At 73.2% G+C, this 25,762-nt stretch carries 15 protein-coding genes; 8 read left to right on the top strand and 7 right to left on the bottom strand.

Annotated elements, in window-relative coordinates; translation table 11 throughout:
- The first annotated feature begins 3 nt into the window (after positions 1-3).
- On the top strand, positions 4-2,262 hold the full coding sequence (locus AWQ70_RS12030) for an ABC transporter permease (protein WP_067174346.1): 2,259 nt from the start codon (positions 4-6) through the stop codon (positions 2,260-2,262).
- A 48-nt stretch (positions 2,263-2,310) separates the two neighbouring features.
- Here AWQ70_RS12030 and treS read toward each other — a convergent pair whose 3' ends face one another.
- The 3 genes from treS to AWQ70_RS12015 form a co-directional block, all read right to left on the bottom strand.
- Positions 2,311-3,981 carry a maltose alpha-D-glucosyltransferase gene (gene treS / locus AWQ70_RS12025; RefSeq protein WP_157530019.1) on the bottom strand — a complete coding sequence of 557 codons (1,671 nt, stop codon included), beginning with the start codon at positions 3,979-3,981 and terminating at the stop codon, positions 2,311-2,313.
- A 399-nt stretch (positions 3,982-4,380) separates the two neighbouring features.
- Positions 4,381-6,126, bottom strand: coding sequence for an asparagine synthase (locus tag AWQ70_RS12020; protein WP_067174344.1), 1,746 nt, complete (start codon positions 6,124-6,126; stop codon positions 4,381-4,383).
- Positions 6,127-6,231: 105 nt separating this feature from the next.
- Entirely contained in the window at positions 6,232-7,479 is a 1,248-nt protein-coding gene (locus AWQ70_RS12015) for an ATP-binding protein (protein ID WP_067174342.1), read from the bottom strand.
- 367 nt (positions 7,480-7,846) lie between these two features.
- On the opposite strand from AWQ70_RS12015, the gene AWQ70_RS12010 reads away from it, so the two are divergent.
- The 5 genes from AWQ70_RS12010 (at position 7,847) to AWQ70_RS11990 (ending at position 14,831) form a co-directional block, all read left to right on the top strand.
- A complete protein-coding gene (locus AWQ70_RS12010) occupies positions 7,847-10,039 on the top strand; it encodes a hypothetical protein (RefSeq protein ID WP_067174340.1) in 2,193 nt (730 codons plus the stop codon).
- A gap of 26 nt (positions 10,040-10,065) precedes the next feature.
- On the top strand, positions 10,066-10,740 hold the full coding sequence (locus AWQ70_RS12005; protein ID WP_067174338.1) for a DALR anticodon-binding domain-containing protein: 675 nt from the start codon (positions 10,066-10,068) through the stop codon (positions 10,738-10,740).
- Positions 10,741-10,929: 189 nt separating this feature from the next.
- A complete protein-coding gene (lysA, locus tag AWQ70_RS12000; protein WP_067174335.1) occupies positions 10,930-12,312 on the top strand; it encodes a diaminopimelate decarboxylase in 1,383 nt (460 codons plus the stop codon).
- Positions 12,313-12,326: 14 nt separating this feature from the next.
- Entirely contained in the window at positions 12,327-13,607 is a 1,281-nt protein-coding gene (locus AWQ70_RS11995) for a homoserine dehydrogenase (protein ID WP_174552384.1), read from the top strand.
- 276 nt (positions 13,608-13,883) lie between these two features.
- Positions 13,884-14,831: a polysaccharide deacetylase family protein gene (locus AWQ70_RS11990; protein ID WP_067174332.1), complete on the top strand. Its 948-nt coding sequence runs from the start codon at positions 13,884-13,886 to the stop codon at positions 14,829-14,831.
- 80 nt (positions 14,832-14,911) lie between these two features.
- Here the strand turns inward: AWQ70_RS11990 and AWQ70_RS11985 are convergent, their stop codons facing one another.
- From AWQ70_RS11985 to AWQ70_RS11970, 4 genes are read right to left on the bottom strand one after another with little or no spacing between them, the layout of a single operon-like run.
- On the bottom strand, positions 14,912-16,726 hold the full coding sequence (locus AWQ70_RS11985) for a glycosyltransferase (protein ID WP_084516882.1): 1,815 nt from the start codon (positions 16,724-16,726) through the stop codon (positions 14,912-14,914).
- Positions 16,723-18,960: a glycosyltransferase gene (locus AWQ70_RS11980; RefSeq protein ID WP_067174329.1), complete on the bottom strand. Its 2,238-nt coding sequence runs from the start codon at positions 18,958-18,960 to the stop codon at positions 16,723-16,725. Before AWQ70_RS11980 ends, AWQ70_RS11985 begins: the two co-directional genes overlap by 4 nt.
- Positions 18,957-20,984: a glycosyltransferase family 2 protein gene (locus tag AWQ70_RS11975; protein ID WP_084516879.1), complete on the bottom strand. Its 2,028-nt coding sequence runs from the start codon at positions 20,982-20,984 to the stop codon at positions 18,957-18,959. The genes AWQ70_RS11980 and AWQ70_RS11975 overlap by 4 nt, the downstream gene beginning before the upstream one ends.
- Positions 20,981-22,138: a class I SAM-dependent methyltransferase gene (locus AWQ70_RS11970; RefSeq protein WP_067174326.1), complete on the bottom strand. Its 1,158-nt coding sequence runs from the start codon at positions 22,136-22,138 to the stop codon at positions 20,981-20,983. The genes AWQ70_RS11975 and AWQ70_RS11970 overlap by 4 nt, the downstream gene beginning before the upstream one ends.
- 393 nt (positions 22,139-22,531) lie before the next feature.
- Here AWQ70_RS11970 and AWQ70_RS11965 point away from each other — a divergent pair, with 393 nt between their 5' ends.
- Both AWQ70_RS11965 and AWQ70_RS11960 read left to right on the top strand, forming a co-directional pair.
- Entirely contained in the window at positions 22,532-23,716 is a 1,185-nt protein-coding gene (locus AWQ70_RS11965) for a glycosyltransferase family 2 protein (protein ID WP_067174322.1), read from the top strand.
- A complete protein-coding gene (locus AWQ70_RS11960) occupies positions 23,713-25,536 on the top strand; it encodes a glycosyltransferase family 2 protein (protein WP_245646918.1) in 1,824 nt (607 codons plus the stop codon). The genes AWQ70_RS11965 and AWQ70_RS11960 overlap by 4 nt, the downstream gene beginning before the upstream one ends.
- The last annotated feature ends 226 nt before the right edge of the window (positions 25,537-25,762 follow it).

The raw sequence follows: 25,762 nt of genomic DNA, 5'->3' as shown, positions 1-25,762 counted from the left end.
GGCGTGCGGGCCGAGCTGCGCTGGATCCGCGCCGACCTGCGCGCGCGCCGGGGCCAGGCGCTGCTCACGATCCTCACCGTCGCCGGGATCGTCACCGCGCTCGTCACCGCGGCCACCCTGCTCGAAGACGGCACCAACCCCTGGCGCGGCCTGTTCACCCGGGGGAACGGCGCGCACATCTGGATCCACACCAAGGACACCCCCGACGTCGTCGCCCTGCGGGGGCTGGACGGCGTCACCGACCTGGCCGGGCCGTACCGGAGCGCGCCGGCCACCCTGGCCTCGCGCGGGCGCAAGGTGCCCATCGCCCTGCAGGAGACGCCCGCCGCGTTCCAGGCGGTCGCCCGCCCGCTGCTGCGCGAGGGACGCTGGCTCGACGTGCGCGACCCGGACGCGGTCGTGGTCGAGCGGTCGTTCGCGCGCGAGCTCGGGCTGGCGCCGGGCAGCCCGTTCCCGGTCACCGGCCTGAACGGCGCCACGCACGCCCTGGTCGTGGCCGGCCTGGCCGAGAGCGGCGACCAGGGCTTCTATCCCGACTGGGCCCCGGGCCTCGTCTGGACGCTGGCCGGGACGCTCGACGTCGTCGAGCCCGCCGCCGGCCGCACCGAGAGCGTCGTCGGGCTGCGGCTCGCCGACCCCGACGACACCGACCTCGTCGTGCAGCGGGCCGTCACCGTGCTCGACAACCAGGTGCAGCGGGTGTCCACCTGGCGCGAGGTGCGGGCGTCGATGGAGCTCGACAACCGGCTGCTCGGCCTGCTGCTCGCCCTCTTCGGCATCGCCGGGCTGGTCGCCGCGGCCCTCGCCCTCGCCAACGCCACCGGAGGCCGGGTGCTCGGCCAGGTGCGCGACATCGCCACGCTGAAGTCGCTCGGCTTCACCCGGCGCCAGGTGACGTGGACGCTGGTCGCCGAGCACGGCGTCCTCGGCCTGGTCGGGATCGTGGCCGGGCTGGTCGTGGGCCGCCTGATCACCGCGTACGCGCTGCCGGACACCGTGGTCGTCCCGCTCTCTCCCGGACCGTTCGCCGCGATCGCCCTCGGCACCGGCCTGGTCGTCCTGGGCTCGGTGTGGGTGCCCGCCTGGGGCGGCGGCCGTACGCCGCCGATCCCCGCCTCGCCCGCGGCGCCGCCGCGCGGCCACCTGTCCCGGCTGGCCCGGGTGGCCCTGCTCGTACGGCTGCCGCCCGCGCTGGTGCTGGGCGCGCGGGACGCGTTCACCCGCCGGACCCCCGCGCTGCTCACGGTGTCCGGGGTGGCCATCCCGATGATGATGATCTCCATCGGGCTCGGCTGCTGGTCGACGCTCGACGACTTCATCCGGCATCCGGAGCGGGTCGGCCAGGCCGCCGCGCTGACCGTACGTCCCGGGGACCTGACGGCGGACGAGGCGCTCAGGCGGGCCGCCGCCGACCCGGACGTCGCGGCGGTCTATCCCGGCGCGGAACCGGACGCGCTCGTGCCGTGGCAGACGCGTACGGTGCGCACCCGGGCGCTCGGCCGGTCCGCCGACCCCTATCCGTTCCCGGTCGTGGAGGGACGGATGTACCGCGACCGGGGCGAGGCGGTGGCCGGGCAGGGCCTGCTCGACCTGCTGGGCGTCCACATCGGCGATCGGGTGCGGATGACGATCGGCGGCACGCCGCTGATCGTCCGGATCGTCGGCCGGGTCGTGGAGCCCGAGCACGACGGCGAGGTGCTCTCGTTCGGGCTGGACAGCCTGGCGGCCAAGGACGCGGTGCCGCAGTTCTACAGCCTCGTGCTGCGCGAGGGGGCCGACCCCGCCGAGGTGCGGACCCGGCTGCATGGCATGTCGCTCGACGTCTCCCAGGTGGTGAACCCGGCCGACCGGTTGTCGATCATAAGGATGATCATCATCGCGCTGGTCGTCGTGCTGGCGCTGATCGGCCTGGCGAACCTGCTGACCGCGAGCGCGCTCGGCCTGCGCGACCACGCGCCGGACCTGGCGGTGCTCAAGGCGATGGGGCTCACCCCGCGCCAGGTCATGGCGACGCTGGTGGCCGGCACCGGCCTGCTCGCCGTCTGCGGCGTGGTGGCCGGCACCGCGGCGGGCGCGTCCCTCTCGGCCGTACTGATCGATCTGGAGGGACGCGAGAGCGGCGTGGGGGCGGGGATCGGCCGCGCACCCACACCGGGGATGCTCGCCGCCTCCGTGCTGGTCGCGGTGGGCGCGTCGCTGCTCATCACGCTGATCCCGGCCCGGCGGGCGGCGCGCGCCCGGGTGCCGCACAGCGCCCGCTGACGGGAGTCCCGGTGATCGGCCGTCGGCCGATCACCGGGAGGACGGTTCTCAGGGGCGGATCGAGAACCAGTAGAACCCGTGGCCCGGCAGGGTCAGCAGGTACGGCAGCTCACCGATGACGGGGAACGGCACCCCGCCGCGGCACTCGACCGGGGTCATGCCGGTGAACCTGCGCAGGTCCAGCTCGACCGGCTGCGGGTGCTTGGAGAGGTTGTTGACGCACAGGATGCGGTCGTCCCCCTCCTCGCGCAGGAAGGCCAGCACGGCCGGGTTCGGCGACCACAACTCGATGTACTGGCCGGTGCCGAAGACCGGGTGCTCGCGCCTGATCTGCAGCATCCGCCGGGTGAAGTGGAGCAGCGACGACTCGCTCTTGATCTGCGCCTCCACGTTGACCGACTGGTACCCGTAGATCGGGTCCATCACGGCGGGGAGGTACAGCCGGCCCGGGTCCGCCTGGGAGAACCCGGCGTTGCGGTCCGGGCTCCACTGCATCGGCGTGCGGACCGAGTCGCGGTCCTCCAGCCAGATGTTGTCGCCCATGCCGATCTCGTCGCCGTAGTACATGACCGGCGAGCCCGGCATGCTGAGCAGCAGCGCGGTGAACAGCTCGATCTGGTCCCTGTCGTTCTCCAGCAGGGGGGCCAGGCGCCGCCGGATGCCGAGGTAGGCCCGCATCCGCGGGTCCTTGGCGTACTCGGCGTGCATGTAGTCGCGCTCTTCCTCGGTGACCGTCTCGAGCGTGAGCTCGTCGTGGTTGCGGAGGAAGATGCCCCACTGGGCGTTCTCCGGCAGCTTCGGCGTGCGGGACATGATCTCCGAGATGGGCTCCCGGTTCTCCCGGCGCACGGCCATGAAGATGCGCGGCATCAGCGGGAAGTGGAACGCCATGTGGCACTCGTCGCCGCCCGTCGTCGGGTCGCCGAAGTACTCCACGACGTCCTCGGGCCAGCCGTTCGCCTCGGCGAGCAGCACCCGGTCCGGATAGATCCGGTCCACCTCGGCCCGCACCCGCTTGAGGTACGCGTGCGTCTCCGGCAGCCCGGAGCAGGACGTGCCGTCGCGCTCGAAGAGGTACGGCACCGCGTCCAGCCGGAACCCGTCCACGCCCAGGTCGAGCCAGAAGCGCAGCACCTCCAGCATCGCGTCCTGCACGGCCGGGTTGTCGTAGTTGAGGTCCGGCTGGTGGTGGAAGAACCGGTGCCAGTAGTACTGCCCGCGCACCGGGTCGTACGTCCAGTTGGACTCCTCGGCGCCGATGAAGATGATCGGCGCGTCGGGGTAGCGCGTCGGGTCGTCGGTCCAGACGTAGAAGTCGCCGAAGGGGCCCTCCGGGTCGTGCCGGGACGCCTGGAACCACGGGTGTTTGTCACTGGTGTGGTTCATGACGAGGTCGGTGATGACGCGGAGCCCGCGCTCGTGGGCCGCCTCGATCATCTTGATGAAGTCACTGAGATCGCCGAATTCCGGAAGGATCTTCAGGTAGTCGGAGATGTCGTATCCGCCGTCGCGCAGCGGCGACTCGTACAGCGGCAGCAGCCAGAGGCAGTCGACGCCCAGCCACTTGAGGTAGTCCATCTGCTCGATGAGCCCGCGAAGGTCGCCGGTGCCGTCGCCGTTCGAGTCCTTGAAGCCGCGGACCAGCACCTCGTAGAAGACCGCCCGTTTGTACCAATGGGGGTCCTGGGAGGTGAAGTCCTCGATCTCGGGGGTGGGCATGAGAGCGCCGTGACTACCGGGTTCGCGAGCCGCGGCGGGGGCGCCGGGACTCGCGGAGGCCGCAGTCGGCTGTGAAGCCGGGATGAGGTTGCTGGGCGCCGTGACCTGGGGGGACAGGTCAGCGGCAGCCTCGGAAACGGGTTCCGGGCATGGCGAAGCAGCGTTCATCTGGTCTCGCTTGATGAGGAAGGGGTGGGGTGGCCTGGTCACACTCCGCAGCTGTATGCCAGCTCATGCCATATACATAACAAGAAACTACCACTCGCCCGGGTCTGACAAGGAGTCGTTACTCCGCCCTGACAAGTGCTTTTCGTCTATTGCCGCATGATCGCGGAGAGTCATCTCGCCGTCGCCCTCGCGAGCCGCGCGCGGGCGACGGCCGGGCCGCCGGCGGAGCCGTCAGCCGATGCTTCCGGACCACGGGGGAGTGAGGTCGCCGAGGACGTCCTCGTAGTCGCCCAGCCACGCGCCGAACAGCACCAGGCCGCGCAGCCAGAAGCGGGAGTTCCACGAGCCGAACGACGCCAGCGCGTCCGGGCCCTGCGCGACGACCTCCAGCATCTGGGGCGACATCAGGCCCGGGACGGTCGCCGCCTTGCGCAACATCCGGTGGTTCCACTCGCGGGCGACCGGGCCGTTCGACCGTAGCGGCACCCGGCGGTGGGGGAGGGCGCCGTTGGTGGACGGCAGCGTCGCCACCCTGGGGTTGGCCGCCCGCAGGATCTCCCGGTAGAACCTGCCGCCCTCCTTGCGCGTCACCGGCACCGAGAGGGCCGCGTCGAAGAACTCCGGGTGCAGGAACGGGAACACCGGCGTGGCCTCCGGGCCCACCAGGTTGACCGGGGAGCGCGCGATGCCCCGCGCGGTGCGTGTGTGCAGCACGCTGAGCGGCAGCTCGGAGCGGTGGCCGTGCAGCATCGAGGTGGCCCGGGTGAAGGCGGCGCGCACCCGGTCGTCCATCCAGGCGAGCGCGGCGTCGCCGAGGACGGGCATGTGGGGCTCGCCGGTCGCCAGGGCGGCCAGGAGCGCCTCGCGCCGAGTGGCGCCGGTCCCGGCGCCGACGGCGTCGGCGGTGATGAGGAAGTTCTTCATCAGCGGGCCGCCGGCCAGGCCGTCCACCACCGGCCGTCCGGCGGCGTGGACCTCCCGGGCGAACGGGGAGTACCAGGCGTGGTGGCTGGTCAGGTACTCCAGCCGCCGAGCCGCCCACAGCGCCTCTTCCGGGTATTTTTCGGGATATTGCGGGATAATTCGGTGCGGCAGGCCGAGCTCCCGCGTGATGTACCGCGCGAAGTCGATGTCGTTGTCCAGCCCGTCGTCCGGGCTGGTCGTCCACGACTCGACGTCCATCTTCGCGGCCACCGCGATGCTCGCCAGCAGCCGCGAGTCGTAGCCGCCGCTCACCGGCACCAGCACCCTGTCGTACGGCTTGAGCGCCTCGTGCAGCAGCTCGACCAGGTCGCCGCCCGTCACGCCCCGGTCGAACGGCTCCTCGCGCACCCAGCGCGGCGCCCGCCGGTCCACCCGCACCCGCCGGTCGGTCCGCGACCAGATCAGCGCGGACGCGCCCGGCAGCCGCTTCACCTGCCGGTACGGAGTGTCCTCGAGCAGCGGGTAGGTCAGCTTGAGAATGGCCGCCCAGGCGTCCCAGTTCACCTCGTACGGCGTGCGCGCGAGGGCGAGCAGCGGCTCGATCAGGCCGGCGAAGTAGATCGCGTCCCCGTCGGCCAGGTAGTAGACGTCGTCGAGGCCGAAGGCGCCGGTGTGCAGGAGCACCTCGTCCGGCTCGTCGATCAGGCCGGGCGTCTCGAAGGTCTCGGCGACGGACAGCCAGGCCGGCCGCGCCCCCGTCCCCGCGAGCGTCCCGCCGCCGGTCCCCGGCGCGGCGCTCACCGGGAGCCGGCCGCCCCAGGCGAACGCGGCGGGCCCGGAGCCGCCGGAATCCTGCTCCCCGCCGTCTCCGGTGCTCGTGCCGTACGGCCTGATCGGCGTGGAGGTGAGGAGGGCCGCGTCGGGCGCCCGATGGACCAGCCGCACGGCGGGGCCGGAGCGGGCCAGCACGTCCAGGCGGGCCGGATCGAAGGGGCCGATGGCACCACACACGTACGGCCTGGCCTGGTATCGCGGCAACTCACCTTTGCGCACCGTTCGCCCTCCTTCTACCTCGACGGGAGAGTCTACGGATCCGCGCCGCCATCCCACGACGCGCGAAACCGCGACGCCCCGTCCGGCCCCGCCGTGCCGGGCGGCTCATCGCCCGGCGACCTCCCACAGTGCGCTCACCGGCACGGCGCGGAGCTTCGGCCCGAAAGGCAGCGTCTGCGTACCCGTATAGAGGACGACCCCCGCGACGAAGTCCTCACCCAGCCGACCCGCCAGGTGGCGGAGCCCCTTGAAGTCCTCCGACCGAACGGTGGAGGAGGCCTTCACCTCCACGCCTACGACCCTGCCCTGGCGGTTCTCCAGAACGGCGTCCACTTCGATCATGTCCTTCGTGCGGTAGTGGAAGAGTTCCGCACGTTCGTCGGACCAGGTCAGCTGGCGGGCGAGTTCCATGAGAACAAATCCCTCCAAAAGCGGTCCGAAGGGGCCTTCGGGGCGTAGCAGGCTCCGGGGGTCGAGGCCGAGAAGGTTCGCGGCGACACCGGAATCGACGAAGGCCACCTTGGGGGTGGATGTCGCCCGCGAACTCAGATTTCGCGACCAGGCAGGGATCCGCTTGATCAGGAAGACCTCTTCGAGCAGGCTGAGATATCGGCTCGCGGTGTTCGCGGGCAGCCCGGCGTCTCGACCGATCGCGGCGTTGAGCAGAAGTTGCCCCGATCGTGCCGCTACGAGACGCACGAGCCGTCGCATCTCACTCGTCCGCTCGATCTCCGACAATTGGCTGACGTCACGGGAGATGAGGTCGGACACATAGGAGTCGAGAAAGCGCTCCCGCCGCCGCGGATTGGTGCGCGCCACCGCCTCGGGAAATCCGCCGCGCACGATTCGCGCGGCGTAGTCGCCGCGTGAGACGGCGGAGGTGTGGTGGAGGTTCTCGCCTTCCGCGAAGATCGCGTCCACGAATCCGTCGGGCGCGTCGTCGATCTCCCCCTGGGAGAACGGCCACAGCTCGACCGTTTCCATGCGTCCGGGCAATGTGTCGGGCAACGTACGCAGGCCGAGCACCCGCGCGGACCCTGTCAGCAGATAGCGGCCGGGACGTGGATCTTCGTCGACCTGCTCCTTGATGGACAGGAGCAGCTCCGGGACCCGCTGGATCTCGTCGATCACCATGAGCTCCGGGAACGCGACGAATCCAGCCGGGTCGGCGAGCGCGGCCTGCCGCACGGCCGGCGTGTCGAGGTTGCGCCACTCGGCCGTCCGATCCTTCGAGATCAGTCGCACCAGCGTGCTCTTGCCACACTGTCGTGCTCCGTTGAGGAGCACGACACGGGTGTCCGACATCGCTTCCGCGACCGTGCGCTCTGCGTGGCGCGGAACGACCCGGCCCATCGGCGTCTGAGAAGGGGTGACCACCAGGTCACGATGCCACAGAGGCAGGCGCGGGAGAAGTCGGTATGGCGAGATGGCCGCGGGGTCTGTGGAAAGAAAGTCGCAGGGTGTGTGGACAGATGGTCGCTGGTGCTGTGGAGATTTCGTCGCCGGTGCCGTGGAAGCTTCGCCGGCCGGTTGCGGGGACGCGGCCGTCGGTGTGCGGCGAGATCCGCCGGCCATGTCGCGGCGCTTCGCCGGTAAGTTCATGGTCAGCCGGATCTCGGAAGCTGTGCGGAGTTTCGCAGTGGTTCGGGGAGCGGAGATCGATCCGAGTGATCTGCGAATATTGTGACTCCCGCCTTTTCGGACTACCGCGGAGTGACCCATGAGCGAGACGAGCGACCTCGAGAGCGTCAAGCGCGCATTGGCGCAGGCCGTCGAGGAGGCCGCGGGGGCGGCGGAGCTGGCCCGGCTGCTCGCCGACTACGAGCGGCGGCTCGACGAGGCGGCGCGCTCCGAGGCCGAGGCGCTGACGCGGATGCGCGAGGCCGAGGTCCGGGCCAGGACCGCCGAGCGGCAGAACACGCAACTCGCCAAGCAACTGGCCGAGCAGCGCTACCAGACCGAGGTCACCCAGTGGAAGCTCGCCTCGGTGCAGGAGAGCCGCTGGCTCAAGCTCGGCGACGCGCTGCACACCAAGAATCCCGGCACGGTCGCCAGGACCCTCAAGGAGCCGGTGAAGAAACGGCCCGCCCCCAAACGCTCCGAATTCAAGCCCGAACTGCCCGACGTCGGCGAGCCCCCCGCGACGCCGGTCGCGCCCGACCCGCGGGCGCCCGAGGTCTCCGCTCCCATGGCCGACGGCTTCGAGGTGCCCAAGGGCCCGCTGGCCCGGCCGTACCTCACCGTCGCCGCGATCGTGGACCGGCAGACCGAGGCGCTGCTGCGCTACGAGTGGCGGCAGGTGACGAACTTCGGCCCCGAGAACTGGGCCGCGATGCTCGACCGGCACCAGCCGCACCTGCTCTTCGTCGAGTCCGTACAGCCCGGCCCCCGGCAGGGCAACGGCGGGCGCTGGCTGGAGGCGCTGGCCGGCGAGTCGCGGGCGCTGCGCGACCTCGTGGAGGCGTGCCGCAAGCGCGGCGTCAAGACCGTCTTCTGGCACTCCGGGGGCGCGATCTCGCGCGCGATCCCGGCGGCGGAGCACTTCGAGTACGTCCTGACGACGACCGAGGCGCGGGCCCGCGAATGGCGGTCCGCGCTGCGCCACGACCGCGTCGGCGTCCTCCCGCTGGCCGTGCAGCCGCGCGTCCACAACCCGATCCCGGCGGTCGGCGGCCGCACCTCCGACGTCTTCACGCTCGGCGCCGTGGCGCTGCCGGCCCGCCCGGCCGAGCCCGCCGACGGGACGGCCGACGGGATGGCGAACGCGGTGGAGCCCCAGAGTGGGGCCCAGAGCGAGGCCGCCTCCGCGACCGGTACGCCGCAGCCTCAGGGGGCCGACCCCACGCTCGGCGGGCGCGTCTGGCGGCCGCTCCCCGGACAGGACGACGACAAGACGTCCTACGACGACGTCCTGACCGCGTACCGGCGGGCCGGGCTCGTGGTGGCGGTGGCCGACGCCGACGCGCGGGTCGTCGCCGAGATCGCGGCCTGCGCCACGCCCGTGCTCAGGCTGGCCGCCGGGGTCAAACCCGAGGTGACGGTGGCGCAGGCGGAGGCGCTGCTCGCGGACGCCGTGGGCCTCGACCGCGAGGCCCATCTGGGCTGGCGCCGCACCGAATCCGTCACGCCGCTGCTCGACCCGGTGTTCGACGTGGTCGGGCTCCCGAACGTCCGCAACACCGGCACCGTCTCGGTCATCGCGGCCGTCCATGGCGCGGCCGAGCTGGAGCACCTCCTGGACCAGATCGCGCGCCAGGCGCACGTGCCGGGGCAGCTCGTCATCGTCGCCGAGGGCCTGGACGCCGGGCTGGTCGAGAAGAGCGCCCGCCAGATCCTCGCCCCGCTCCAGACGGCCGTCTCCGGCGAGGGCGCGCAGGCCGCCGGCCCGGCGCTGCCGCAGGGCGTGGCCGTCCTCCAGGACCTCGTCGTACGGGTCCCCGAGGTCCCGCTGACCCGCGGCGCGGCCCTCGACCGGGCGCTGCGGCTCGCCGAGGGCGACTACGTCGCGGTCTTCGACCCCCGGGACGTGTACGGCCAGCACTACCTGTCCGACCTCTTCCGCCACTTCGGCTCCACGGACGCCGAGATCGTGGGGAAGGCGTCGTTCTATGCGCATCTGCCCGAGGTGGGGGCCACGCTCCTGCGCCAGCCGGGCGCCGAGCACAGGTTCCTGCCTGAGCTGGGCGGCGGCACGCTGCTCGGCCGCCGCCAGGTGCTCTCCGACCTGGGCTTCGCCGACGTCTCGGACGACTGGGACGAGGTGATCATGCGCCAGTGCCGGGCCGACGGGGTGCGCGTGTACTCGGCGGACCGGTACTCCTACATCTGCGTCCGCGAGACCGCCGTCGGCCGCCTGCTCGGCTCCGCTCGGCTCCAGGGCTACTTCCCCGCCGAGCCCCTCGCCCTGATCTAGTGCTCCGACCGGCATAGGCTGCCGGGATGACCCCTGAACAGCTCGCCGGGCTCCTCGGCGCGCCGCCCGCTCCCTGGGGGTCGTGGGCACGGGAGGCGGTCTACGGCTCGCCGGTCGCGTTCCGGGCGGGGCAGGGGCGGCCGCCGCGCGAGGTGGCCGAGGAGATCGCGGCACGGCTGCGCCCATACGACGGCGTCGACGAGGTCAGGGTCCGGCCCGACGGGTTCCTGCTGATCGCGGTCGCCCGGCCGGGCGAGGTGGCCGGCGAGATCGTGCGGAAGGGGCCGCCCGCGATCCACGGGCCCGGCGCGCTCGCTCCGGATCTCCCCCGCACCTGGGACAACCCCGGATTCGTCGTCCGGTACGCCCACGCGCGGGCGGCGGCGGTGCGGCGATGGGCGCGTGATCTGGGCGTCCCCCAGGAGGGATTCCGTCCCGAGGCGCTGGACGATCCGCGCGACCGCGCCGTGCTCAGGCTGCTCGCCGAGTTGCCGAGCCGTGCCGCGAGCCGCGACCCGGCGTGGGAGGCGTACGCCGGGCAGCTCGCCCTCGCCTACCACGACGCGCACGAACACTGCCCGGCCGTGCCGTGGGGGGACCGCCCCGCCGGCGATGTGCACACCGCCCGGGTCTGGCTGGCGGCCGCCGTACGGGCCGTCCTGGCCGCGGTCGTGGCGCCCGATCTCCCGGAGCGGCTGTGAATACGGCGTCTTCCGGGACCGTCGGCCGTGCGAGGGATGGGGCGGTGGTGAAGGAGTTCGTGCGTCATGGGGGCCTTTGCCACCAAATTTTCGCCAAAATGCTGAAATTTCCGGATTTCGTGTGGCGATCTGTCTCGCCAGTTGGTCATCCGTCTCGTGGTGGCGGCGGGGTCGGATAGCCTCGTTCGGGTGAGCCGATTCGCCCATTCCGCCGGTGACGGGCACGCCGACGCGCTGCCCGAGGAACGTCCACCGCACGTCCCCGCTGATCTGAACGGCCTCGACCCGGCGATCTGGACGCGAACGTCCGGCCGGATCGACGGCGCCGTCACGATCGGCGGCGTCGACGTGCGCGACCTGGCGGCACAGTACGGTACGCCGCTCTACGTCGTCGACGAGGAGGACTTCCGGTCCCGCTGCCGCGACTACCGCGCGGCGTTCCACGACGGCGAGGTCCACTACGCGGGCAAGGCGTTCCTGTGCAGGGAGATCGCCCGCTGGATCCAGCAGGAGGACCTCGGCCTGGACGTGTGCAGCGCGGGCGAGCTCGCCGTCGCGCTCAGCGTCGGTTTCCCGCCCGAGCGCATCACCATGCACGGCAACAACAAGTCGTTCGCCGAGCTGGAGCGGGCCGTGGACGTCGGCGTCGGCCACATCGTGGTCGACTCGTACGAGGAGATCGCCCGGCTCGGGTTCCTCGCGGACAAGTACGGCGCCCGCCCCAAGGTCATGATCAGGGTGACCGTGGGCGTCGAGGCCCACACCCACGAGTTCATCGCGACGGCGCACGACGACCAGAAGTTCGGCCTGTCGCTGAGCAGCGGCGCGGCGGCCGAGGCGGTCCGCCGCATCCTCGCGCTGCCGCAGCTCGAACTGGTCGGCCTCCACTCCCACATCGGGTCGCAGATCACCGACACGGCCGGGTTCGAGGTCGCGGCACGCCGCCTCGCCGCGCTGCTCGTCGAGATCAAGGAGGAGCACGGCGTCGTCCTGCCCGAGCTCGACCTCGGCGGCGGCTACGGCATCCCGTACGTCAAGGGCGACGAGGTCCTGGACGTGAAGGAGCTCGCGGACAGCCTGCGCGACATCGTCGCCAAGGTGTGCGAGGCGGCCGGCCTGCCGGTGCCCCGGCTGACCGTCGAGCCGGGCCGGTCCATCGCCGGGCTCGCCGGCGTGACGCTGTACGAGGTCGGCACGGTCAAGGACGTCGAGGGCCTGCGCACCTACGTCAGCGTGGACGGCGGCATGAGCGACAACATCCGCACCGCGCTGTACGGCGCCGACTACACGGCGGTGCTCGCCTCCCGCGAGAGCGAGGCCGGGCCGATGCTCTCCCGCCTCGTCGGCAAGCACTGCGAGAGCGGCGACATGGTCGTGCGCGACCTGTGGTTCCCCGCCGACCTCACGCCGGGCGACCTGGTCGCCGTGGCCGGGACGGGCGCCTACTGCCGCTCGCTCGCCAACAACTACAACTACCTGCCCAAGCCGGCCGTCGTGGCCGTGTCCCACGGCCAGTCGCGCGTCATCGTGCGCCGGGAGACCGAAGACGACCTCCTGAGGGGACAACTGTGACCAAACCTCTGAAAATCGCGTTGCTGGGCTGCGGGGTCGTCGGCTCGCAGGTCGTCCGGCTCCTGCGCGAGCAGGAGAGCGACCTCGCCGCGCGTGTGGGCGCGCCCCTCGAACTCGCCGGCGTGGCGGTGCGCAAGCTCGGCCGCAAGCGCGACACCGAGATCGACCCCGCGCTCCTCACCACGGACGCCGAGAGCCTGGTGTCCCGCGACGACGTCGACATCGTGGTCGAGGTGATCGGCGGCATCGAGCCGGCCAGGTCGCTGATCCTGTCCGCGATGGCCTCGGGCAAGTCCGTGGTCACCGCGAACAAGGCGCTGCTCGCCGAGGACGGCGCGACCATCCACCGCGCCGCCCGCGAGAACGGCGCCGACCTGTACTTCGAGGCCAGTGTCGCGGGCGCGATCCCGCTGCTGCGCCCGCTGCGGGAGTCGATGGCCGGTGACCGCGTGCAGCGGGTGCTCGGCATCGTGAACGGCACCACCAACTACATCCTCGACAAGATGGACTCCACCGGCGCGTCCTTCAACGACGCCCTGGAGGAGGCCCAGGCGCTCGGCTACGCCGAGGCGGACCCGACCGCCGACGTCGAGGGCTTCGACGCGGCGGCCAAGGCGGCGATCCTCGCGGGCATCGCCTTCCACAGCCGGGTGACCGCGGCCGACGTCCACCGCGAGGGCATCACCGAGATCACCGCGGCCGACGTCGCCTCGGCCAAGGCCATGGGCTACGTCATCAAGCTGCTCGCCATCTGCGCGCGGTCCGACGACGGCAGGTCCGTCGGCGTCCGCGTCCACCCCGCGATGATCCCGAGGTCGCACCCGCTCGCGGGCGTCCGCGAGGCGTACAACGCGGTGTTCGTGGAGGCCGAGTCGGCCGGCCGGCTGATGTTCTACGGCGCGGGCGCGGGCGGCGCGCCCACCGCCTCGGCGGTGCTCGGCGACATCGTCGCCGTGGCGCGCAACCGCATCGCGAACACCCGTGGCCCCGAGGAGTCCACGTACGCGGATCTGCGGGTCCACCCGATGGGCGAGAGCATCACGCGGTGCCACGTCTCCCTCGACGTGGCCGACAAGCCGGGCGTCCTCGCCAGCGTGGCCGACATCTTCGCCAAGCACGACGTGTCCATCCAGACCGTCCGCCAGGAGGGCAGGGGCGACGACGCGCAGCTCGTCATCGTCACCCACCGGGCCACCGACGCCGCGCTCTCGGCCACGATCGAGAGCCTGCGCGAGATGGACATCGTCCGCGCGGTCGCCGGCGTGATGCGCGTCGAAGGCGACGAGACCCCGTAGCGGGGCGCCGGCACGTCATCATCGGCCCCGGGTCGCGAACACGGTCCGGGGCCGATTCGCGTCTCCACCACCCAACGGGGTCCGTCCCCCATTAGTTCGATATTTCCGATATATCTAGGAAAGTCGACCCGGTTCGGCGCGCCAGTGGGGCGCCTTCGAACCTTGACCCGGATCCGCTCCCAGGGCCGCCGGGCGGAAGCCGCGACTTGCCCGGGCCAAAGGTTGTACGACAGCGCGACCGGCTCGGAAAGCGTGACGTAGTGAGGACGTGAGATCGTGCGAAGAACACTGTGGGCGCCGCTCGCGCTCTCCGTCCTCGTCCCGCTGGTGTTCCAGGCCCAGGCCGCCCACGCCGTGACCGGAGCCGCCTCCGGCGGTACAGGAGTCGCCGCGGTCGCGACCCCCGAAGCCGGCTCCGTACGCGCCGGGAGCACCCACGGCACGACCGCCGCGCCCGCGGCGAAACCCCGGCCGAAAGCCACGCCGAAGTCCCGTACGCGCCCCAGGACCGTCGTCGCGCTCACCTTCGACGACGGCGACCGCAGCCACACCATGGCCGCGAAGCTGCTGGAGAGACACGGACTGCGCGGCACCTTCTACATCAACAGCGGCGACCTCGGGACGAAGGGCAAACTCACCCGCGCGCAGGCGGCGGCCATCGCGAAGGCGGGCCACGAGATCGGCGGCCACACCGTGAACCACGAGCGGCTCACCGACCTCGCCCCCGAGGAGCAGACGGAGACGATCTGCGCCGACCGCCGTGCCCTCCTCGGGATGGGCCTCACGGTGCGGACCTTCGCCTATCCGTACGGAGCCGTGGACGCGAGCGCCCGCCAGGCCGCGCGGGACTGCGGCTACAACGCGGCGCGGACCATCGGCGGCATCGCGCAGGGGCCGTGCCGGGACTGCGTCGTGGCCGAGCCCACCCGCCCCGAGCGGGTCTACGAGATCCGCACGCCGGGATCCGTGCGCGAGAGCACCACCCTGGCGGACATGAAGCGGTACGTGCTCCGCGCCGAGCAGAGCGGCGGCGGCCTGCTCCCGCTGGCCTTCCACAAGGTGTGCGCGCGAGGGTGCGGCACGTTCTCGGTCCGTACGGCCGTGCTCGACCAGTTCCTCGGCTGGCTGGCGAAGCGTGAGCGGCACGGCACCGCCGTCCGCACGCTCGCGGACGTCACCGGCGGCCGGGTGCGCCCCGTCCCCGAAGAGCCCGCCGCCCTCTAGGGACACCGCGATGAGCCGCTCCGGGCCGTGCCCGGTGGGGTGGAGGCGGCGCGTCGCGCGCCGCCGCCACCCCGTAGCGGTCAGGTCGAGGCGGGGTCGTCGCGGTCGCGGAGCAGACGGCGGGCCTTCCTGACCGCCCGGCGCAGGACCGTCAGATCGCGTTCGCGCCGCAGCCGCACCGCCTCGACCCGCCACTGCTCGGCCTTGGCCCGCCACCGCTCGGTGTCCCGCCGGCCCTTCTCGGCCTCCTTGCGGAGCCGGGCGACCTCCTTCTCCAGGGCCGTGACGCGTGACCGCAGCCGACCGCCGTCGATCTTGCGCTGGACGGCCAGCGCCTTCCAATGGGCCGCCTCCGTGTTGCGGCTGCTCCGGGGCAGCCGGGCGGCCGGGTCGAGCCGGACGAAGCCCCACGTCTCCCCGTCGAGCCACTCCGAGCCGAAGGTCTCGTGGATCACGTCGTCGAGGCTCTCGCCGTCCTCGGCCAGGCGCACCGCCCGCGCGACGGACGAGGTCCGCTCCAGGCGGGCGCTGAGCACGCCGCCCTCGCCCTCGTCCAGGGCGACGCACAGCAGCCCGAGGTCGCCCTCCTCCGCGTACGCGACCAGCCGGTCCACGGTGTCGGCGGCGACGCCCCAGCCGGGCGGGCAGACCAGCCGGAAGGGCGCGGGCGCCGCCGTCGCGGGCGCGGACACCGCGAACCGGACCCGCCCGTCGTGCGCGTAACGGCCGCGGACGAGCCGGAGGTCGAGCAGCGGGTCGTCCAGCGGCGCCCGGCGCCCGTCGTCCAGCGCGTCCCACGGGCCGGTCACGGTGACGTGGACGTCCGGGAGCGTGCTGACGAGCGCGCTGTCCACGGTCCCCGACACGCTCTCGCACCCTGCCGCCGACGCGTCCACGAGCACTTCGACGTACGGCACGAGCCACTGCCGGCCACCCTCCACCCGGAGGAACCGCCGATAGGGGACGCGGTCCGCGACGAACGGCGCGTTGTGCCGGCGCACCTCGTCCCCGCGCAGCATGGCGGTCGGCTTGCCGAGATGCCAGCTTCGCGCCGCCCTGTCCGGAACGAACACCGCACCGGCCTGGGTGAGGCGATATCCCAGCTCGGTGTCCTCGGCCAGGACCAGCGAGGTGTCCAGGCCGCCCGCCGCGCGCAGCAGCTCGGCGGGGAGCGACGCCGTCGCCCCGACGTGGACGCGGTGCAGCACGGAGCTGGGCGCGTGCCTGAACCCGTCGTACCGGTCGACCAGCTCCTCCCACCAGTCGTGCGCCGCGCTGGAGGGCAGGTCGAACAGCCCGTCCTCCTCTCCGGCGGCCAGCGCGTCCCGTACGACCGGGGGAGCGGGCAGCCCGCCCGCCACGTCGGCGAAGCGCAGCGTCCCGAGCACGACGGCGTGATCGCAGAGGTGATGCCATCGCATGTGCGCCTCGACGTGCTCGCGGTACGGCACCATGTCGGCGTCGACGCGGTGGATCACGTGGCCCTCGGCGAGAGCCGTACCGGTGTCGAGCGCCCAGGCGATGCCCCAGCCGCCCGGGCGGGCGGGCACGAGGCGGGTACGGCTCGGCGCGATCGGCGGCAGCCGCAGCGGCGGGCCGCTGCCGTCGTCCACGACGATCACTTCGAGGAGGCGGTCGGGGTAGCTCTGCGCGGCCAGCGCCGCCAGGAGCAGATCGAGCTCCGCCTGGCAGTTCCGTGCCGGGATGACCACGCTGACGGACAGGGAGGGCTCCCAGGCGCCCGGGGCGGGCGGGGCGAGCACGCCGTAGTCGTTCCGCCGGATCCGCACGGGCCCCGGCCGGGCGGGGGAGCCGTCCGCGCCCGTGAACAAACCCGCCGGGTCGGTGAGGGCGCCACCCGGTCCGTGGAGAGGCGAAGGCGTGAGGGGCGTCATGGCGCCGTCCCCATGGCGGCGGTCTCCGGGAGCTCCATGAGGGCGCTCGGCCGGAACCCGCGCCACTGCCGCTTGTTCCTCCGCAGGAACGTGCCGATCGGCTCGCGCCAGGTGTGCTGGGACGAGGGGCCGCGGCGCAGCACGTATCCGAGGCCGTGCGTGCGGTAGACCTGCCCGCCCGCGCTCTGGACGGCGTGCTGGAACTGGGTGTCCACGGCGCGGGGGAGCGGGCGGAAGCCGCCCACCGCGTCGAACGCCGTACGCTCGGTGAAGATCGTGCCTCCCGCGACGAAGTTGGTGATCTGCTCGGTGACCTGGTCGCGGTGGACGGTGACGTCGATCGCTCCGAGGTAGACGAACTCCAGGGCCGTGCCCAGCACGTTCGCGCCGGAGTAGGAGTGCGCGAGCAGCAGGTCGGCCAGGAAGTCGGGGCCGTACCAGTCGTCGTCGTCCATCTTGAGCAGGAACGAGCCGGACGCCCGCGCCGCCGCCCTGTTGAGCAGCGCGCCGAACGGGAGCGACGCCTCGCCCTCCACGACCCTGATCGGCCGCTCGAACGCGGCGACGGCCGGGGCCACGGCCGGATGGTCGCGCGGGATCCCGTGCAGGGCGAGGACGACCTCCAGCTCCGCGTCGCGCTGCCGTGCGGCCTGGGCGAGCGCGAAGCGCACCATCTCGGGGCGGCGGGTCGTCAGCAGCACGGACGTGAGCGGCCGCTGCCGGGCGGGGGCGCCGAGCCGTTCCCAGCGGGCCTCGACGCCGTGGTCGCGGAGGGCCCGCCTGCGGAGCCTGACGCTGTGCTCCTCGCGCCGCAGATCGTCCTCCAGGTCCTCAGGGGTGACGGAGCCGAGCAGCCCGACGAGCCCGTCTCCGAGCGCTGCCGCCCACGGGGGGACCTCGCCGGTGATCAGGGGGACGCCCGCCGCCGCCAGCGAGGCGACCACGCGTACGGCGGCGACCGGTCCCGTGTGGCCGTTCCGCCAGTCGATCCGCAGGCCGCGCAACTGCCTGAGACGCGCGACGTCCGTGACGGTGACGCATCCCGAGTCCGCGAAGCGGGTGAGCACCGTCCCGTCGTGGACGGCGTTCCACCGTCCGTCGGCCCGCTCCAGGCGGCCGATGCCGAGCGTCGGGGTGGTGACGAAGCCCATCGGGTTCACCGAGCGGTCGTCCACGGGAGGCACCAGCCGCACGTCGGTCACGTGTACGGCGGGCCGCGTGGCCGGGGCCCCGGATGGGCTCGCCGTCTCGCTTGGAGGCGCGGCGGGGGTTCCCGGCGGGTTCTCGGTCTGCCGGAGGTTCGGCTCGGGGCTCCGCCCGGGACGGGAGGTCCGGGGCGGATCGAGGGGCGCGGCGCCTCCCGGTTCGCCGAGGCGTTCCCAGCTCAGCTCGCCCGGCGCGGGGAGGTCCACCACGGGCTCGTCCCCGGACCAGGCGGGCAGGCCGTCCGCGAGGGACGTGCGGAGCACCACATCCCCTCCCGGGGCGCCGACGCGTACGGGCAGGGGGCCGCCCGGCTCCACGAGGGACGCGTTGGGGTCGCCGGGCCGCCAGTGGGCGGCGCCGGGCCCGGTGAGGGCCGCCACGGGCGCGGCGATGCCGTCGAGGCGGTTCCCCGCGAACGCCCTGGCGGTCGCCGCCACGGTACGGCCGGCCGGTGTGGGGGCGGAGAAACGCGCGTCCACCGCCCACGCGCCGCTTGCCGGCCGGTGGACCCTCAGCTCGGTGAGAGCGCGCCAGCGGTGGGCGGGCGTGAGCGACGGCGCCGGCGCCGGATACCAGTACGGGGTCTCGGCGGCCACCACGATCACGCGCTCGGCCCTGGCCAGCAGCGCGTGCATGGTCGCGGCGCGGCGCAGGTCCGTGGGAGTGCGGGCGAGCACGAGGATCTCCGCCATCTGCTCGTCCGGAGACGGAACCGCCTGCCCCAGTGGCGATGCCGCGTGGCCGTCCGCGGAGGAAGTCGTCCGGTCGCCCCCGGCGGCCCGGCCGTCCGACGACGAAGCCGTCCGGTTCTCCGGAGGTGTCCGGTCGCCTCCGGTGGCCCGGCCGTCCCCGGAGGAAGTCGTCCGGCTGTCCGGCGACGGCGCGCCGTACGTGTCGCCGTCGAGATCCACGAGATGCCGGACGCCCTCGGCGGCGAGCTTCTCCGGCGATTCCACTCCGACGCAGTACACGGCGACGCGTCCCGCGTTGCGCCGTACGGCGTCGGCGACGATCCGTTCGAACATCATCGCCGCCCGAGTTCGCGAAGGAGCCTGCCCACGAGCCGCCGGTCGCCGCCGTGCCGCGCGCCGTCGGCGTCCGCGTCACGGGCGTGCCGGAGTTCCGCCTCCAGCCGCGCCACTTCGGCTCGCAGCCGCGTGGCCTCGGACCGCCAGCGGGCCGCGTCGGCCCGCCACTTCGCCGGGTCGCCGCCCACGGGCTCGGCCTCCTCGTCCGTCACGACGCCGTACTCCGCCGCCGCGACCCAGATCGACCCGTACATCTCGTCCACCAGCGCGTCCAGAACGCCGTACACCGGGGAGCCCGGAGCGGGGCCGGGGGCCGCCGCCATGGAGTCCGGAGTGGGACGGGTGGCCATGGCCGGGCGAGTGGTGGCGAAACCTGGAGGGGCGGTGCCGGAAGCGGGGCCCGGGCCGTCGGCGGCCACCAGCGCGGCACGCGAGAACGCCGAGGTCCGTTCCAGCCTGAGCGCCGTCACCCCGGCCGGGGTCTCGTCCAGGGCCACCGACACGAGGCCGTATCCGTCGCGTTCGGCCAGCCCGACGAGCTTGGCGAGCGAGTCGGGGCCGAGCACCCACCCGGCCGGGCAGGTCACCCGGAAGGGCGTGGGCGCGCAGCTCTCCGAGGCCGTCCGCACGAAGCGCACCCTCGGCTCGTGCTCGTACAGGTTGTACGCGAGACGCGTGTCGAGCATCGGTTCGTCGAGCGACGCGCGACGCCCCGAGGGCAGCTCGTCCCACGGGCCGAGGAGCACCACCGACGTGTCCGCCACGGTGCCCGCCAGGGCGGCGTCCACGCTCGCGCGCACCCGCTCGTACGACGCCCCGTGCGCGTCGATCACCACCTCGACGTACGGCACGGCCCACCGGCGGCGGGGGTGACGGCGCAGCCACCGCAGGTCGGGGATCAGATCGCCCAGGAACGACCAGTTGTGCCGGTGGACGTCCGCTTCGCGGCGCATGACGGTCGACGTGCCGAGATGCCAGGCCCGCGCCTCCGGGTCCGGGATGAAGACCGCTCCCCGCTGCGCGAGCCGGTAGCCGAGATCGGTGTCCTCGGCCATGTTCAGCGACGTGTTCACGCCGCCCGCGGCCCTCAGCAGCCACGCCGCGACCGATGTCGTCGCGCCGGAGTGCAGCCGGTACGCTCCGGCGACCTCGTCGCGCAGCTCCCGGGTCGTCCTGAGCACCTCGGCGGTCCAGCCGTGCGGTCGCGCCTCGCCGAACGCCGCGCCGCCCTCGTACGCCCCGGCGAGGACGTCCTCGGGCGGGGGAGGGGCCACGTCGTCGGCGACGAACGCCACCCTTCCGTGGACGACCGCGTAGCTCGCCAGGTGGTGCCACCGCATGTGCGCCTCGATGTGGTCCCGCGCGAGGATCATGTCGGAGTCGACCCAGTGGACGACGTCCCCGCTCGCCGCCTCCGCGCCCGTCTGCCGGGCCCAGCCGCGCCCCCACCGGCCTGCGGGCACGCGTACGATCCGGGTGGCCTCGGGGGCGACGGCGGGGACGCGCAGCGCCGGAGTGCTGCCGTCGTCGGCGACGACCACCTCCATCAGATGCGCGGGGTAGGTCTGCGCGGCGAGCCCGGCCAGGGTCCGGTCCAGCGCCTCCTGGCACTCGTACGCGGGGATGACGACGCTGACGGTCAGCCGGGGCTCCCAGGAGCCGAGCGCAGGCGGGCGGAGCGTGCCGTAGTCGTTGCGCCGTACGGGCGGAGCGGGCGTGACAGGGGAGCCCGCCCCGGCGCCGGGGACATCGTCCGCGGCCTGGTGTGGGGCGATTGTGACAACGGAGCCCGCCCTGGTCTCGGAGACATCATCCGCCGCTGGTGTGACAGGGGAGCCCGCCCCGGTTCGGAGGACATCGCTCGCGATCTGGTGTGGGGCGCCTGTGACAGGGGAGCCCCGCCGGGTTCCGGAGCCGTCGTCCGCCGCTGGTGTGACAGGGGAGCCGTGCCCGGCTCGGCTCGGACCGTCCGGGTGCGGAGCGCGCGCGGTGGCGGGATCGGCGGGCCTGTGGGGGACGGTCATGGCGTCGCGAGCCTGAGCGTCACGAGGCCCGTCCCGGCCTCGTGGTCCGTGGCCTCCAGAGGGAACTCCTCCAGCCACCGGCTGACCACCGACCACTCGTCGGCGCCCGGGTCGTCGTCGAGGACGATGCGCGCGTCCTTCGCGCACCGGTCGAGCAGCGCGGGGACCGCCGGATAGCGCGACTGCCGCCCCGTCGCGCCGGGCGGGCCGTCCACGAGGAGCAGCCCGATGCCGTCGAGGTCCCGCGTGGCGTCCTCGTCGTACCAGTCCCAGGACTCCGCGCCGAGCCGCCACGGGCGAAGCGGGGCGTGCCGCACCTCCACGACGTGGTCCAGCCCGTGTGCGCGCACCAGGTCGCGGGAGAGCTGCGCGCAGCGCCCGTCGTGCTCCAGGGCGACGACCCGGCCGCCGCCGAAACGTTCCACGGCGTAGCCGAGCCATACGCTCGACGAGCCGCCGCCGCACGCGACGACGAGGCCCGGCCGGTCCGCGCAGATGTGTTCGACGAGCCGCCGAAGGACGTCGGGCCCGGTGCTCGGAGGCGCGGTGCTCACAGGCCCGGTGTTCAGGGGCGCGTTGTTCAGGAGTGCGGCGCTCCCGGGCGCGGGCAGCGGGGCTCTGGGCTCGATCAGGGCCCGCAGATCGACGTACGCCTCGATCTGGCGGTAGCCCCGCCTGACCTCCCCGGTCAGGGCCTTCTCGACGCCGTCCAGCCGGGCGCCGACGCTCTCTACGAGCGTGCCGACGCCGCCGACGGCGTCGTCGATCTCCTGGCGGGCGAGCATCGTGTTGACGCGGTCCTCGCCGAGCGAGGCGAGGATCGCCCGCAGGTCCTCGTCGCGGCGCGACCCGTGCGTGTCGGTCGCCGCGCCGGCCTGGTCCAGTCGCGCGGCGACCTGCGCGAGGGCGTCCGCGACCTTGGCGAGGGCGGCCTCCTGCCGCTTGACCCGGCCGTCGATGCGCAGCGCCTTCCCGTCCAGCCGCCGTACGGAGAGGGTGACGAGGAACATCAGGCCGATCGCGCAGGTGAGGAGGCCGAGTGTCAGGCCGGCGAGGATTTCGAGGATCTCCAGCAGGATCAGCACGGTCAACGTCGCCAGCGTCAACGCGCCGACCGCCGCGGCGGCCACGACGAGCCGACGGGTGGTGGGCATGGGGTGTCTACCTCCGTGGTACGCCCCGGCACGGCTCGCCCGGGGGCGCGGGGCACCTCCCCGGATCCGCCCGCCTCCGGCGCCGGGAGGGCCCCGGCGGCAGTGCCGCCGTCCGCGCGTGCCCGCGCGTCCCTCTCCCCGCCTCGTGGCGTGTCCGCCCGGACCCGCTCCAGGTCGTGTCCGGCAGATCACGCCCTGCCGGACACCCCCCGGCGGCGGATCCGCGGAACAGTACCGAAATGGTCTACGGGACTGTTGTTGTCACGACTTCAGTGGAATTCTTTGATCACCGAACATTGCGGAAGCGTCCGATCTCCGGCGTATATGTATGTTCTAGCGGTGCTTTGTAGGTAAATCATGGGTAATCCCTGAAAGTTTCCTGATAGGACGGTCATGACGAGCCCTCGGGGGTTCCTGAGCAGCGCGGACGCGGAACCGGCGCGGGCCACATGGGACGGAAGCCGGTGGCTGATCGACGGAGCGCACTTTCCGGAGGAGCCGGCGGAGGACGCGGTCGCGCGGCTGCGGCGATTCCAGAGCGTGCGCCTCGCCTGGCCCGCCCCCCAGCTCGATCACCGGCCCGATCATCGGCCCGGCCCCTCGTCGTACGGCGAGCCGTCACGGGGCGGCGGGCACGACCCCGGCCCGCCGTACGACACAGGAGAACGCCGATCCCTCGACGCGGTCATGGCGCTCGCGGCGGCCGGTGTGCCGCTGCACGCGGAGACGGTCCCGGAGTGGCTCGCCGCCGCCGACCCCGCCCTTGCCGCGCTGCTCACCTCGACCGGCTGGCTCGAACCCGAGACCGACACGTCGGGGGTCAGCGTGGCCGCCCTGCGCCGCGAGGAGCACAGCGTACGGCTGCGCCGCCACGCCCTCGCCGCCCGCCGCACCAGGGCGAGCGTCAGCGTGATCGTGGCCAGCAGGCGGCCGTCGATGGCCGGCTGGGCGCTGGCCCAGATCGCCCGGCAGCGGCACGTGGACGTCGAGGTCGTCTTCGCCGCCCACGGTTACCCGGCCGACGTCGTACGGCGGGCCGCCGAGGGGCTGCCCATCCCCGTCGAGGTCGTCGAGGCGGACGGCGGCACGGTCTTCGGGGACGTGCTCAACGAGGCCGCGCGTCACGCGAGCGGCGACCTCATCGCCAAGTGGGACGACGACGACTGGTACGGGCCCGAGCACCTCGCGGACCTCCTGCTCGCCCGCTCGTACTCCGGCGCGGACATCGTCGGCACGACGGCCGAGTTCTTCCACCTCGAACCGCTGAACCTCACCATCAGGCGCACCGACTACAAGAGCGAGGTCTGGAACCGGCACGTCGCGGGCGGCACGATCATGCTCGACCGCGCGACCTTCACCGGGTTCCCCTCGGTGCCGCGCGCGGTCGACGAGGGGATGCTCACGGCGGCGGAGGCCGCGGGCGCCCGCATCTACCGGACGCACGGCCTCGGATACATGCTCAGGCGATCGACGGCGGGCCGCCACACCTGGCGGTTGCCCCTCGCCCACTTCCTGAAGGTCGCGACCAACCAATGGCGGGGCGTGAGGCCCAGCCGCATCCTGGAGCCGGCTCATTGATCGAAACGCCCGAAAGCACCCCCCGGATCAGCAGGAACGACTACTCCGTCCTCACGCCTCCCGAGATCGGATCCTGGACGCCCCGGCTCCGGGTGAGCGTCGTCATCCCCGCGTACGGCGGGCAGGACAAGCTCGACCTCGTGCTCGCCGCCCTCTCCGTCCAGACCTATCCGCCGGAGCTGACCGAGGTCGTGGTCGTGGACAACGGCAGCAGCCCGCCGCTGCGCCTCCCCGACCTGAGGCCCGCGGGCACCCGCCTGATCACATGTGAGACGCCGGGCCGGGCCGAGGCCAGGAACGCGGGGCTCGCCGCGACCGGCGGAGACGTCGTCCACTGGCTGGACTCCGACGTCGTGCTGGAGCGGGACGCCGTCGAGGCGCAGATGCGCTGGCACCACCTCGCCCCCTACCTCTCCGTGACCGGATATCTGAGGTTCACCACCGCGCCGCCGCCCCGGCCCGCCGACATCGCGGACGCCGACGGGCTGGCCCCGATCTTCGAGCCCGCCGAGCCGCACGCGTGGATCGTCGACCTCGTCGGCCGTACGGACGGGCTGCGTGACGCGCACCGGGCCTTCAGCCTGCACGTCGGGGGATCGACCTCGGTCAACCGGCGGCTGATCGAGACGGCCGGTCCGATGGACACCGGCCTCATGCTGGGCCAGGACACCGAGATGGGCTACCGCCTGGCCCAGGCGGGGGCGGTGTTCATCCCCGAGCCCCGCTCCCGGGCGTACCACCTCGGCCCGACGATGCGGATGCGCGACATGGACTCGGTCAGCCGGGTCAGCCACGCGTTCATCACCGACCGGGTCGCGCAGTACCGCTGGCTGCGCTCCCACCCCGCCCGCCAGTGGCTCGTGCCGTACGTCGAGGTGGTGGTGGACGGCGCGGGCGCCTCCTACGAGGACGTGCGGGCCACGGTGGACACCGTCCTCGCCGGGACCGTCCCCGACGTGGGCGTGGTGGTGACCGGGGTGCCCGAGCCCGAGACGCGGGAGCGGCGCGCGCCGCTCACCGACCCCTGCCTCGACCGCACGCTCGTCCGCGGCCACTACGCGCACGAGGCCCGCGTACGGTTCACCGAGCCGGGCGCGCCCGCGCCGTTCCGGCTGCGCGTGCCCGCCGGGTGGGCGCTGGGGGAGGACACCCTGGCGACGCTGATCGACACGATGGAGGAGCGCGGGCTCGGCCTGGTCGGCCTCCTCCTGTCCGAGGACGGCCCCGGCCACGACGGCGAGGACCGCGAGGACGGTGAGGACGCGGGCGGGGATGTGCACGGCGGCCGCGGCGAGGTGACGGTGGCGCGCCTGGAACGTTCGGCGGCGTACAACCGGGCCGCCTTCGTCCGGGAGCCCGTCGCCGGCGAGCCCGGCCCGGCCGTCGGTTCCCGGCCGGGTGGTGGCGGCCCTGAGGGTGCCCGACCGGCCGAGACGGTCGCGGAACCGGAGGGACGGGCGCGGCAGGCGGCGCAGGTCTCCGAGGCCCTGGACGACGCCGTGGCCGAGATGTACGGCGCGGTCTGGATCGACGGCCGGTCCGTCGGACTCCTCCCGGCGGGCGAGGCGCCCGCCGTCCGGGGGCGGCGAAGCGCCTACCGCGCGCGCGTCGAGGCGGAGGCCGAGGCGGCCAAGCTCGCCAAGGAGGTCGAACGGCTACGCGGCCAGGTGGGGAAATGGCGCGACGAAGCGGCCAAATGGCGCAAATCTGCCGTGGATCTGCGCCGCGAGGTCGGCTCCCTCCGCAAGGAGGTCGGCTCGCTGCGCCGGAACCGGAAGCGGAGCATCAAGGCGATCGTGCGCCGCGTGATCTACCGCTGAGTGTCGCAGTGGAAGGCGGGTATCGGGACCCTGTTTGTGGTGGCCGGCGCCCGCGCTCGGCGTGTCAGGGGACGGCGGTGTCCGGCGGGAGGCCGAGACCGGAGTCTCGCGGGCCGCGGGCGCGCCGGTGCGGGGGATCGCCCACACCTGGACCGGCTGGAGACAGCGGTCGCGAGCTGTCCGGAGACGGGGGCGGCCGTGAGCGGGTGGTGGGCTCGATCCGGGC

The sequence above is a fragment of the Microtetraspora niveoalba genome (genome assembly GCF_001570405.1).
GTDB classification, from domain to species: domain Bacteria; phylum Actinomycetota; class Actinomycetes; order Streptosporangiales; family Streptosporangiaceae; genus Microtetraspora; species Microtetraspora niveoalba.
The sequence above is the reverse complement of the archived record's forward strand: the minus strand, read 5'-3'. Positions and strand labels throughout refer to the sequence as shown.